The organism is Mesorhizobium sp. M7A.F.Ca.US.006.04.2.1 (assembly GCF_004022915.1).
Classification (GTDB): Bacteria; Pseudomonadota; Alphaproteobacteria; order Rhizobiales; family Rhizobiaceae; genus Mesorhizobium; species Mesorhizobium ciceri.
Genome location: NZ_RZQA01000095.1, coordinates 1 through 11451 on the forward strand (window position 1 = coordinate 1; position 11451 = coordinate 11451).

Consider the following 11451-nt stretch of genomic DNA (forward strand, 5'->3'; position numbering starts at 1 on the left):
TAGAAACGGGTGCGCCCTGCCTGGTGGTCGAGCGACGGACGTGGAGCGCCGAGCACCCGGTCACCCATGTGCGCTTCACCTACGCGGCCGAGAGCCACACGCTGGTGGCGAGGTTCAGGCCGCAGGGGTGAGGCTGATCTCCCCCCACGTGGGGGGAGATTGGCAGCTTCAACGCCTCAAATCGCAGCGGTAATAATAATCTCGACCAGATATTCCGGGGCGGCGAGCTTTGCTTCGCCGGTGGCGCGGGCCGGCGTGTTGCCCTGCGGCACCCACTTGTCCCATTCCGCGTTCATCTCGGCAAAGGTGCTCATGTCGGCCAGCCAGATGATCGCCTGCAGGATCTTGGTCTTGTCGGAGCCAGCCTTGGCCAGCAATTCGTCGACAGCCGCCAGGATGTCCCTGGTCTGCGAAGCGACATTGCCGGTTGGCTGGCCGACCTGACCAGCCAGATAGACGGTATTGCCATGGATGACGATCTGGCTCATGCGCGGGCCGACATCGATGCGACGAATGCTCATTGGATGGTTCCTTCCTGTGGCGGTTGCGCTTCTTTAGAGTCGCGACCGGCTTGGGGCAAGGTCGCCAGGTCGAATCCCCTTGGGCCAACGGCATATGATACGCACACACGGCAAGTTGACCCTGCGGCCGCAATTCCGCCGGATTGGCTTGTTGACTAATGTAATAACATCACATATCCAATCGGCCGCTGGCAGCAGCCGGATTTCGCCGCCTACGGATCGCAGAATGACAAATACCTGCCTGACATTCCGCGACCTGACGCTTGGCTACGGCAGCCATCCGGCGATCCATCATCTCGACGGCACCATCCGGAAGGGCTCGTTGACCGCTGTGGTCGGCGCCAACGGCTCCGGCAAATCGACGCTGATGAAAGGCATTGTCGGCGTCCTGAAGCCCATGGCCGGCGAGGTTATCCGCGCGCCCGGTGTACGTGCCGCCTATCTGCCGCAGCAATCGGAGCTCGACCGCTCCTTTCCGGCACGGGTGGTGGATCTGGTTTCGCTCGGCCTGTGGCCACGGCGCGGCCTGCTTGGCCGCTACACCAGGGAAGATCGCGATGACGTCAGCAAGGCGCTGATGGCGGTCGGCCTCGGCGGCTTCGAGAAGCGGCCGATCGACACGCTGTCGGGCGGCCAGTTGCAGCGCACGCTGTTTGCGCGGGTCCTGCTGCAGGACGCCGACCTCATCCTGCTCGACGAACCCTTCAACGCCGTCGACGCCAAGACGGTCGGCGACCTCATTGCGCTGATCAAGCACTGGCATGGCGAGGAACGCACCATCATGGTCGTCGTCCACGATCTGGATCTGGTGCGGCAGAATTTCCCCGAAACGCTGCTTCTGGCCCGCCAGCCGATCGCCTGGGGCGAAACCCGGGAAACGCTGAAGCCTGAAAATCTGTTGCGCGCCCGCCGTTTTCACGAGGCCTGGGAAGAAAATGCACCCTGGTGCGAGCCGGGCGAGGACGCTCATGGTCACGATCACCATGGCCACGATCACGATCACCAACATGGCGTCGGACCGAGGGCTGCTTGATGGACATGCTTTACGGCCTTGTCATCGCGCCCTTCGCCGATTTCGCCTTCATGCAGCGGGCGTTGATCGGTTCGCTGATGCTGTCACTCGGCGCCTGCCCGATCGGCGTCTTCCTGATGCTGCGGCGCATGAGCCTGTCGGGCGACGCCATGGCGCACGCAATCCTGCCCGGTGCAGCCGCCGGCTTCCTGTTCTATGGGCTGGAAATCCTGCCGATGACCATCGGCGGCCTGATCGCCGGCGTCATCGTCGCGCTCGGCGCCGGCGCCGTCTCGCGTTTCACCATCCAGCGCGAAGACGCCTCGATGGCGGCTTTCTACCTGATTTCGCTCGCCATCGGCGTGCTGATGGTGTCGATCCGCGGTTCCAGCGTCGATCTCATGCATGTGCTGTTCGGCACCGTGCTGGCGCTCAATGACGAGGCCCTGACGCTGATCGGCGGCATCGTCACGGTGACGCTGGTCAGCCTCGCCATCTTCTGGCGGGCGCTGGTCGCCGAATGCCTCGACCCGCTGTTCCTGCGCTCGGTCAGCCGGCTCGGCAGCCCGGTGCATTTCATCTTCCTCGGCCTTGTCGTACTCAACCTCGTCGGCGGCTTCCAGGCGCTCGGCACGCTTCTGTCGGTTGGGCTGATGATGCTGCCGGCCGCGGCCGCCCGCTTCTGGACGGTTCGCGTCGAGCCGATGTGCGTGCTGGCCGTACTGATCGGCTTCGCATCCTGCGTCGCCGGGCTGCTTTTGTCCTATCACGCCTCGCTGCCATCCGGCCCGGCCATCATCCTGTCGGCCGGCGTCGTCTATTTCGCCTCGATCCTATTCGGCACGCGCGGCATCCTGCGCGCGCGCATCATCCATCACCGTCACAGAACGGCCTGATCCCCGCCCCTAGAAGGAGACCCCTCTATGCTGAAATCCATCCATGCTGCCCTGGCGATGAGCGTTATAACATTAACCGCCTTTGGCGCATCGTCGGCCTTCGCGGCACCGCTGAAAGTGGTCGCCAGCTTCACCGTCATTGCCGATTTCGCCAAAAATGTCGGCGGCGACCGCATCGATGTCACCACCATCGTCGGGCCGGATGGCGATGCCCATGTCTACGAGCCGAGCCCGGCCGATGCGGTGGCCATGGCCAAGGCCGACATCGTGCTGGTCAACGGCCTGCATTTCGAAGGTTTTCTGCAGCGGCTGGTCGATGCCAGTGCCACCAAGGCCTCGATCATCACCTTGACCAAGGGCGTGACGCCGATCGATTTCAAGCCTGAATTCGCCGATGCCGACGCGGCCGAAGGTGCCGGCACCGGCGGCGGCAAGACGGTCACCGATCCCCACGCATTCCAGTCGATTGCCAACGCCAGGATCTATGTGAAGAACATCGCCGAGGCTTTCTGCGCGGCCGATTCGGAAGGCTGCGTCAGCTACCAGACCAATGCCGCCGCCTACACCAAGAAGCTTGATGCGGTCGAAGGTGAAGTGAAAGCGGCAATTGCCTCGATCCCGGAGAGCAAGCGCGTCGTCATCACCTCGCACGACGCCTTCGGCTATTTCGAACATGCATACGGCCTGACCTTCCTCGCCCCGCAAGGGGTGTCGACCGACTCCGAACCATCCGCCGCAGACGTTGCCAAGCTGGTCAATCAGGTGAAGCAGGACAAGGCGGCTGCGATCTTCGTCGAGAACATCACCAACCCGCGCCTGATCGAGCAGATCGCCAGCGAAACCGGCATCAAGGTCGGCGGCACGCTCTATTCGGACGCGCTGTCGCAGCCCGACGGCCCGGCCGCGACCTATATCGATATGATGCACAACAACATCCGTCAGATCAAAGGCGCTATTCTCGGCAGCTGAGTTTGAAGGATCGTCCAGCCGGGCCGCATCGGCCCGGTTGGATTTTCTGGCACGCAATGTCTATTTGGCAGAGAAATCCTTCGGCACGGATTGCCGCCCATGTCGGGGAGTGGCAAGACTGCCACCTGACCAGTTTGCGAGGATGCTGCCATGGAATACCGCGAAATCAGCGAGGACTATTCGGTTTCGGGCCAGATCCAGCCCGAAGACGTCGCCGCCATCAAGAAAGCCGGCTTCAAGAGCATCATCTGCAACCGGCCCGATGACGAACAGCCGGGCCAGCCTTCTGCCGACACCGTCGGGGCAGCGGTCGAAGCTGCAGGCCTCGCCTTCCGCTACATTCCGGTGATCAGCGGCCAGATCACGGCCGAGAATGTCGAGGATCAGGCCGAAGCGCTCGAGGAACTCGACGGCCCGGTCTTCGCCTATTGCCGTTCCGGCGCCCGCTGCACCAATCTCTATGGACTGATCCAGCAGTCGAAGGGTTGAACGGCCCTTCCGTCATTAGGCTGGCGATCCTTCACACCCCCTCTGGCCTGCCGACGTATCAATGATATCCGCTCAGATTAAATCGGCAGCGCGCCGGTTTCCTTCAGCGTCTCCAGCACGATCGCCGTCTTCACGTGCTGCACGGATTCGTGCGGCAGTAGCACGCCGTTGACGAATTCCGACAATGATTTGAGATCCGGCGTCACCACTTTCAGGATGTAGTCCATCTCGCCGGTCAGCGCGTGCGCTTCCTGCACTTCGGGCAGCCGCGCCACCAGTTCGCTGAAGCGCCTTGCATTGTCGCGATTGTGGGTGGCGAGCGTGACCGAAATGACGCTGACCAGGGAAAAACCGAGCTTGTCGCGGTCGAGAACGGCGCGATAGCCCCTGATGAAGCCGTCCTCCTCCAGCCGCTGACGGCGGCGCGAGCATTGCGACGCCGACAGGTTCACCCGCTCCGAAAGATCGTTGTTGGTCAGCCGCGCATCACCCTGCAACAGTGCCATTATCTTGCGGTCGAACTGGTCAATGCGCGCCTCATCCATGGCTTTCCCCCACATCATGCACGCTTCACGCATGACATCATCATTTCAAGCGTTTGAATGCAAGCACCGTGCGCCTCCTCCGCGTTATCATCGTGTCAAATCGCCTTTTCAGGCCAGGCCAGCTTTCGGAGGAATATTATGGGTCCCTTCCCGCACGACGCCCCGCCCGCCAGGATCAGCAAGGACAACCCGGCCGGCACCGATGGGTTCGAGTTCGTCGAATTCGCGCATCCGGAGCCGCAAAAGCTGGCTGAGCTGTTCACCCGCATGGGCTATGTCGCGGTGGCCAAGCACCGCACGAAGGACATCACCGTCTGGCGCCAGGGCGACATCAACTATGTCGTCAATGCCGAACCCGGCTCGCATGCGATGAAGTTCGTCGACAAGCACGGCCCTTGCGCCGCCTCGATGGCCTGGCGGGTGGTCGACGCCAAACACGCCTTCGATCATGCCGTTGCCAAGGGTGCCACACCTTACGAAGGTGCCGACAAGGCGCTGGACGTGCCGGCGATCGTGGGCATTGGCGGCTCGCTGCTCTATTTCATCGAGACCTACGGCAAGAAGGGCTCGGCCTATGACGCCGAGTTCGAGTGGCTGGGTGCGCGCGACCCGCGGCCGGAAGGCGTCGGCTTCTACTATCTCGATCACCTGACCCACAATGTCTATCGCGGCCAGATGGACAAATGGTGGGATTTCTACCGCAACCTGTTCGGCTTCAAGCAGATCCATTTCTTCGACATCGATGGCAAGATCACCGGCCTGGTCAGCCGCGCCATCACCTCGCCCTGCGGCAAGATCCGCATTCCGCTCAACGAGTCCAAGGACGAGACCAGCCAGATCGCCGAGTACCTGAAGAAGTACAATGGCGAAGGCATCCAGCACATCGCCGTCGGCACCGACGAAATCTACGAGGCCACCGACAAGCTCGCCGCCAACGGGCTGAAGTTCATGCCCGGCCCGCCTGAAACCTACTACGATATGTCGTATGACCGCGTGAATGGCCATGACGAACCGATCGAGCGGATGAAGAAGCACGGCATCCTGATCGACGGCGAAGGCGTAGTCGACGGCGGCATGACCAAGATCCTGCTGCAGATTTTTTCGAAAACCGTGATCGGCCCAATCTTCTTCGAGTTCATCCAGCGCAAGGGCGACGAAGGTTTTGGCGAAGGCAATTTCCGCGCGCTGTTCGAATCGATCGAGCAGGATCAGATCAAGCGTGGCGTGATCAAGGTTCAGGCGGCGGAATAGCCATCGAACTCACTTGCGGCCCGGCCAATTATGACCTAAATTCTGGTCATAAGAGGTCATCTATGAATATCCCCATGGCAAAAGCGAAGGCTCAGCTTTCCGAATTGGTGAAACGTGCCCAGGCTGGCGAAGAGATCCATCTGACCCGACATGGAGAGGTTGTCGCAACCTTGAGCGCTCCCGTTCGGGCTGGTGGGAGCAAAGGCTTGCTTGGCGCCCTGAAAGGCCAGATTTGGATATCGGATGATTTTGATGAACTCGGTCCCGAATGGGACGAGTATATTAAATGAGCCGCAGATATCTGGTCGATACCCATATTCTGCTTTGGGTACTCAACGCCGATTCACGTCTTTCGGATCATCATCGCGATATCTTTCTCACAGGCAAGGATGTGATCGTCAGCGCCGTCTCGGTGGCCGAGATCGCCATCAAGAAATCGCTCGGCAAAGTGACGCTCACAGGCGACATCGTGGACATCCTGCGATCGAACGGGATTCCGATTCTCGGCGTAAACGAACTACACGCGGCGAGACTTGAACATCTGCCGCTTCACCACCGCGATCCCTTCGACCGCCTGCTTATTGCGCAGACCCAAATTGAAGGCCTGACGTTGGTCTCCGCGGATCGGCAATTTTCAGCCTATGACGTCGTATTGGCCTGATCGCCCAAGCCCAGCCGCTTGACCTCTTTCGCCGGGCTGAAGGGACAATACCGCGCGGTAGAGTCGGTCGTTCGACCAGAGATTGTTGCCGGCCATGCTGCGCGGGTAGTCGGGCAGGCTCATCACGTCATCCGGTTGACCGCGACAGATACAAGCCCGCCCACATAACGACAAATCCAGCAAGAACGATCAGCAGCAACCAGTTCATACGCCGACGCATGCTCTGCGTTTCCGCGTCCCGCGCGACGTCCATGTTGGTGATGGTGTGGAACATCATCGCCTTGCGCGGAAAGCCGCTGCGGTTGGTCAGGTCGGGCGATCGCGCCTCGATGCGATAGCTCAGCCGGATCGCCTGGATGAAGACCGCCAGTATGGCGAGTGCCCAGACACCAGCAAGCAGATAGCCCCCCGTCATGCCCTCACCTCTCGTATTTCTCGACCTTCTGTTCGATGGCGCCGAAGATCGAATGCCCGGTTTTGTCCTTCATCTCGATGCGCACCGTGTCGCCGAAGCGCAGGAACGGCGTTTTGGGTTCGCCCGACACAATGGTTTCGATCATGCGCAGTTCGGCGATGCAGGAATAGCCGGCGCCACCGGCCGAGACAGGCTTGCCCGGCCCGCCGTCTAGCTTGTTGGAGACGGTGCCGGAACCGATGATCGTGCCGGCGGCCAATGGCCGTGTCCTTGCTGCATGAACGATCAGCGCAGGAAAGTCGAAGGTCATGTCGATACCGGCATTGGCGCGGCCGAACGGCTTGCCGTTGAGATCGGCAAGCAGCGGCAGGCTGACCTTGCCGCCGTCCCAGGCATCACCCAGTTCGTCCGGCGTCACAGCGACCGGCGAAAACGCCGAGGACGGCTTTGATTGGAAAAAACCGAAACCTTTCTCCAGTTCCGGTCCGGTGAGCGCGCGCAACGTAACGTCGTTGACCAGCATGACCAGTCGGATCGCTGCCTTTGCTTCTTCGAGGCTTGCACCCATCGGCACATCGTCGACGATGACAGCGACCTCGCCCTCCATGTCGATGCCGAAGGCTTCGTCAGCCGTGCGGATCGGATCACGTGGCGGAATGAAAGAATCCGAGCCGCCCTGGTAGATCAGCGGGTCGGTCCAGAAGCTCGCCGGCATCTCGGCGCCGCGCGCTTTGCGCACCAGCTCGACATGGTTCACGTAAGCCGAGCCATCGGCCCATTGATAGGCACGCGGCAGCGGCGAATGGGCGTCATGTTCGTGGAAGCGCTCCGCCGGCATCGCATTGTTCTCAAGCGATTCCGCTATTGTCGCGAGATGCGGGGCGATGCGCCGCCAGTCGTCGAGCGCCGCCTGCAGCGTGCGAACCAGGAACGAGGCGTCGGTGAAGCGTGTCAGGTCGCGCGAGACGACGACGAGTTTCCCGTCGCGCGTCCCGTCCTTCAATGTGGCAAGCTTCATGCGGTTTCCTCTCCTGCTGCAGCTTTGGCGCTGCTTAAGCCCACAACAAGACCGTCGCGGGCGATCGTCAAGTCGCCGTTCCAAGTTTTCCTGACAGCGGCAGTCCAGTCGGCCTCGCCTATCAAAGAATCGTCGGCCGGAATAAGGTGGTTGAGCACCAATCTCTTCACGCCGGCATCGCTTGCGATGCTGCCGGCCTCTTCGGCAAAGCTGTGGCTGGCGAGCAGATGCTCTCTGAGGCGCGCACCATTGCCGGTCCTGGCCACCAGTCGCTCGATGCCCTCTTCCAGCATTGCCTCGTGGACGAGGATGTCGGCGCCTCGGGCAAAATCGGCGAGCGGCGGATAAAAGGCCGTATCGGCGGAGAACACGACGCTTTTGGCGCCATGCTCGAAGCGCAGCGCAAAACAATCGGTCACCGGCGGATGCTCGACGCGCAGCGCCGAAACCGTCAAGCCGCCCTGCGCGACCACCTGGCCTTCGCCGAATTCGCCGATCGACACCAGATCGCGAATATCCGGCCGGCCTTCGTCAACGATGCGGATCTCGATGTCGAACTCCATCGCCTGGCAAAAGCGCCGCCAGTAATGACCGGTGCCGGGCGGGCCGAACACGCCGACGGGCGTCGCGAGGCCCGCCGTCCAGGCGGTGTGGATCAGCGGCCCCAGTTCCAGCACATGGTCGGAGTGCAGATGCGTGATGAAGATCAGGTCGAGCGACTTCAGGCTGATGCCGGCATCGACCAGACCACGCGTCACGCCAAGGCCGCAGTCGACGACGATGCTGCGGCCGCCGATCTGCAGCAGCGACGAACTCGGCCATGGACCACCCGGCCGCAATGCCGGGCCACCCTTCGAGCCCAAAAGCACCAGCCGATCCGGCATTGGCTCGGTGATCAAGACCAGTCGCCCTCGGGCGTGCCGTTGAAACGCTTCTTCAGGTCGGCCCAGCAGTCGATGTAGTTGTCCTGCCGGGTTTCGAGCTCGGCGCCGTAGCGGGTCAGCATCTGCGGAAATCGGGTCTCGAACATGAAGGCCATGGTGTTGTCGAGCTTGACCGGTTTCAGCTCCGCGCGCGAGGCCTTTTCAAAGCCAGGCGCATCCGGCCCATGGGCCAGCATCAGATTGTGCAGGCTGATGCCGCCAGGCACAAAGCCTTCTTCCTTGGCGTCGTACTGGCCGTGGATCAGGCCCATGAACTCGCTCATGATGTTGCGGTGGTACCAGGGCGGCCGGAAGGTATCTTCGGCCACCAGCCAGCGCGGCGGAAAGATGACGAAGTCGATGTTGGCCGTGCCCTCCTCGCCGCTCGGCGCGGTCAGCACCGTGAAGATCGACGGGTCGGGATGGTCGAACAAAAGCGCTCCGACCGGTGAAAAGGTCGCCAGATCATATTTGTAGGGCCCATAGTTGCCGTGCCAGGCAACGACATCGAGCGGCGAATGGCCGATCTCGGTGACATGGAAATTGCCGCACCATTTCACGATCAGCCGGCACGGCGTTTCCTTCTCCTCGAACCATGCGCCAGGCGTCTTGAAATCGCGTGGGTTGGCCAGGCAATTGGCGCCGATCGGGCCGCGATCGGGCAGCGTCAGCTTGGCGCCGTAGTTCTCACAGACGTAGCCGCGCACTTCGGCGTCGACCAGCTCGACCTTGAAGACCAGACCGCGTGGCAACACCGCGATCTCGCCGGGCCGCAGCTCAATGACGCCCATCTCGGTGACGAAGCGCAATGCGCCGACTTGCGGCACGACCAGCAACTCGCCGTCGGCATTGAAAAAATGATCGTCCGCCATCGAGGTGTTGGCGACATAGACATGCGCCGCCATGCCGGTCTGCCCGAGCACGTCGCCAGCGGTTGTGATGCTGCGCATACCGGCGATGAAATCGGTCGGCTCCTTCGGCATCGGCACCGGGTTCCAGCGATACTGGCCGAGCGCCAGTTCATGATCGCCGACATTGGGCGCACTCTTCCACAAGGGATAGCTCGCCGCCTTGAAGCGGCCGGTGTGCTTGACGCTCGGCCGGATGCGGTAGAGCCAGGACCGCTCATTGGTGCCGCGCGGCGCGGTGAAGGGCGAGCCTGAAAGCTGCTCGGCATAGAGGCCGTAGGCCGGCCGCTGCGGCGAATTCCGTCCCTGCGGCAACGAGCCGGGCAGCGTCTCGGTCTCAAAATCGTTGCCGAAGCCCGGCATATAGGAAAAGGCCATTGCTTCCTCCCGAAATGGATATCAATTGACCAAACTGGTTTCATTTGTAACCATCGAAAATGTAACCATCAATGGCGGCTTTGAAAAATGGCGATCAGGAGCGAAGCGTCCGACGCGGCTGAAATTCTCAATCTGGAAAACTTCCTGCCCTACCGGCTCTACCGGCTTGCCGACGCCGTCAGCCGCGAATTTTCGAGGATATACAAGGACAGCCATGGCCTGACGCGGCCGGAATGGCGCACCCTTTCGGGGCTGGGGCAGCATGGAACGATGACTGCGACCGAACTCGGCGAGCAATCGGCTATGCACAAGACCAAGGTTTCACGCGCCGTGGCTGAACTCGAGCGGCGGCGCTGGTTGATGCGGACACCTGATGAGAAAGATCGCCGTATCGAACATCTGACGCTGACCGGAACGGGGCTTGCCGCCTATCGCGAGATGGTGCCGCTGGCGAAGGCGTTCGAACGGGATTTGCTGGCAAGGCTCAGCGCTGAAGAGCGCACGGCGATCACCAGCGGACTGGCTGCATTGGAGACCAGTCTGGTCCCGAGCAAGAGTTAGTCCAAGATCAAGCCAATCACTCTGAACGACGGAGTTCGAGCGAGACTGCGTGGAAACTCCCGAAGCATAGCATTGCTTTCGATTTAATCGTGATTTGCGTTGTCAGGCCGCATATAATGCCCATCATACCGTCAGGAGGATACGATGAGCATTCGCACATTAAGTGTCCTGGTGACGCTGCTTGTAGGCACCTGCACATTTGCGCAGGCGCAGCAGACAAAGCCGATGTCGATCGAAGTGTTCCCTTTCGAATTGGAGGACAAGAGCGCCGGGGCGGGAATAATTCCCCCGGATGAATATGACAGGCGCTATCTGTCGGAATCAGCACAAGTTGCTAAGGACATGCTCTCCCAGTCTGGGCGTTTTACAGTAATTGATGTGCCGGCGAGGGATACACAGGCTGCGGCGCCGCACGGATTGCGCAACTGCGCTGGTTGTGAAGGCCCGATTGCCAAGGAGCACGGCGCGTCGCTTGCCTTGCTTGGCGTCGTAACGCGCGTCAACCGAACAGAACATACTATGTTCATTCGCATCCTTGACGCCGAAACCGGGAAACATGTTTCGGAGGGGTTTACCGATCTTCGCATGGGTGCGAACTACGCGTGGCCCCGCTCCGTGAAATGGCTGATGAAAAACAGAATTCTGCGTTAGGGCGGCATCTACCAATCCATCACCACCTTGCCGGAACTGCCGCTGCGCATTGCATCGAAGCCGGCTTGGAAATCGTCGATGCCGATGCGGTGCGTGATAAGCCCGGAAACATCCAGCGGCCCCTGCACCAGCGCGATCATCTTGTACCAGGTCTCGAACATCTCACGGCCATAGATGCCCTTGAGATGCAGCATCTTGAAGATGACCTTGTTCCAGTCGATCTCGAATCCGGTCGGGGCGATGCCCAGAATGG

15 protein-coding genes and 3 pseudogenes are annotated in these 11451 nt (G+C 61.1%); 10 read left to right on the forward strand and 8 right to left on the reverse strand.

The genetic code is table 11. The features are described 5' to 3' along the window. Window positions 1-131: pseudogene (locus tag EN925_RS07790) on the forward strand (histidine utilization repressor); the annotation flags it as partial. Between the two features lie 45 nt (window positions 132-176). On the opposite strand, the gene EN925_RS07795 reads toward EN925_RS07790, so the two are convergent. Further along, on the reverse strand, window positions 177-521 hold the full coding sequence (locus tag EN925_RS07795; protein WP_013532306.1) for a RidA family protein: 345 nt from the start codon (window positions 519-521) through the stop codon (window positions 177-179). A 226-nt stretch (window positions 522-747) separates the two neighbouring features. Between EN925_RS07795 and aztA the strand changes: the two genes are divergently transcribed. The 4 genes from aztA (at window position 748) to EN925_RS07815 (ending at window position 3887) form a co-directional block, all read left to right on the forward strand. Continuing rightward, window positions 748-1554: a zinc ABC transporter ATP-binding protein AztA gene (aztA, locus tag EN925_RS07800; protein ID WP_127369791.1), complete on the forward strand. Its 807-nt coding sequence runs from the start codon at window positions 748-750 to the stop codon at window positions 1552-1554. Then, on the forward strand, window positions 1554-2429 hold the full coding sequence (gene aztB / locus EN925_RS07805) for a zinc ABC transporter permease AztB (RefSeq protein WP_127369792.1): 876 nt from the start codon (window positions 1554-1556) through the stop codon (window positions 2427-2429). The genes aztA and aztB overlap by 1 nt, the downstream gene beginning before the upstream one ends. 27 nt (window positions 2430-2456) lie before the next feature. Further along, window positions 2457-3398 (forward strand): zinc ABC transporter substrate-binding protein AztC, encoded by a 942-nt coding sequence (gene aztC / locus EN925_RS07810; protein WP_013532309.1) that lies wholly within the window; start codon window positions 2457-2459, stop codon window positions 3396-3398. Between the two features lie 150 nt (window positions 3399-3548). Continuing rightward, the gene (locus EN925_RS07815) at window positions 3549-3887 is read left to right on the forward strand and encodes a TIGR01244 family sulfur transferase (RefSeq protein WP_127384542.1); all 339 of its coding nucleotides are present in this window, start codon (window positions 3549-3551) and stop codon (window positions 3885-3887) included. 77 nt (window positions 3888-3964) lie between these two features. Here the strand turns inward: EN925_RS07815 and EN925_RS07820 are convergent, their stop codons facing one another. Continuing rightward, window positions 3965-4432, reverse strand: coding sequence for an Lrp/AsnC family transcriptional regulator (locus EN925_RS07820; protein WP_127370171.1), 468 nt, complete (start codon window positions 4430-4432; stop codon window positions 3965-3967). Window positions 4433-4570: 138 nt separating this feature from the next. On the opposite strand from EN925_RS07820, the gene hppD reads away from it, so the two are divergent. From hppD to EN925_RS07835, 3 genes are all read left to right on the forward strand, one after another. Further along, entirely contained in the window at window positions 4571-5683 is a 1113-nt protein-coding gene (gene hppD / locus EN925_RS07825; protein WP_127370170.1) for a 4-hydroxyphenylpyruvate dioxygenase, read from the forward strand. A 62-nt stretch (window positions 5684-5745) separates the two neighbouring features. Next, the gene (locus EN925_RS07830) at window positions 5746-5973 is read left to right on the forward strand and encodes a type II toxin-antitoxin system prevent-host-death family antitoxin (protein ID WP_013532313.1); all 228 of its coding nucleotides are present in this window, start codon (window positions 5746-5748) and stop codon (window positions 5971-5973) included. Then, complete coding sequence (locus EN925_RS07835) at window positions 5970-6344, forward strand: type II toxin-antitoxin system VapC family toxin (RefSeq protein ID WP_013532314.1); 375 nt, start codon at window positions 5970-5972, stop codon at window positions 6342-6344. The genes EN925_RS07830 and EN925_RS07835 overlap by 4 nt, the downstream gene beginning before the upstream one ends. A gap of 27 nt (window positions 6345-6371) precedes the next feature. Here the strand turns inward: EN925_RS07835 and EN925_RS40590 are convergent. The 5 genes and pseudogenes from EN925_RS40590 to hmgA all read right to left on the reverse strand — a co-directional run. Then, window positions 6372-6467: pseudogene (locus EN925_RS40590) on the reverse strand (damage-inducible protein DinB); the annotation flags it as partial. 4 nt (window positions 6468-6471) lie between these two features. After that, the gene (locus tag EN925_RS07845) at window positions 6472-6759 is read right to left on the reverse strand and encodes a hypothetical protein (protein WP_127384541.1); all 288 of its coding nucleotides are present in this window, start codon (window positions 6757-6759) and stop codon (window positions 6472-6474) included. Window positions 6760-6763: 4 nt separating this feature from the next. Further along, a complete protein-coding gene (locus EN925_RS07850) occupies window positions 6764-7777 on the reverse strand; it encodes a fumarylacetoacetate hydrolase family protein (protein ID WP_013532316.1) in 1014 nt (337 codons plus the stop codon). Further along, complete coding sequence (locus EN925_RS07855; protein WP_064995500.1) at window positions 7774-8661, reverse strand: MBL fold metallo-hydrolase; 888 nt, start codon at window positions 8659-8661, stop codon at window positions 7774-7776. The genes EN925_RS07850 and EN925_RS07855 overlap by 4 nt, the downstream gene beginning before the upstream one ends. A gap of 11 nt (window positions 8662-8672) precedes the next feature. After that, window positions 8673-9986: a homogentisate 1,2-dioxygenase gene (gene hmgA / locus EN925_RS07860; protein ID WP_127368617.1), complete on the reverse strand. Its 1314-nt coding sequence runs from the start codon at window positions 9984-9986 to the stop codon at window positions 8673-8675. A gap of 87 nt (window positions 9987-10073) precedes the next feature. On the opposite strand from hmgA, the gene EN925_RS07865 reads away from it, so the two are divergent. Together EN925_RS07865 and EN925_RS07870 are read left to right on the forward strand one after the other, a co-directional pair. Next, window positions 10074-10547, forward strand: coding sequence for a MarR family transcriptional regulator (locus EN925_RS07865; protein WP_024505603.1), 474 nt, complete (start codon window positions 10074-10076; stop codon window positions 10545-10547). A 144-nt stretch (window positions 10548-10691) separates the two neighbouring features. Next, the gene (locus EN925_RS07870) at window positions 10692-11198 is read left to right on the forward strand and encodes a DUF2380 domain-containing protein (RefSeq protein ID WP_013532320.1); all 507 of its coding nucleotides are present in this window, start codon (window positions 10692-10694) and stop codon (window positions 11196-11198) included. Between the two features lie 8 nt (window positions 11199-11206). Here EN925_RS07870 and tdh read toward each other — a convergent pair. Beyond that, window positions 11207-11451, reverse strand: a pseudogene (gene tdh / locus EN925_RS07875) (L-threonine 3-dehydrogenase); the annotation flags it as partial.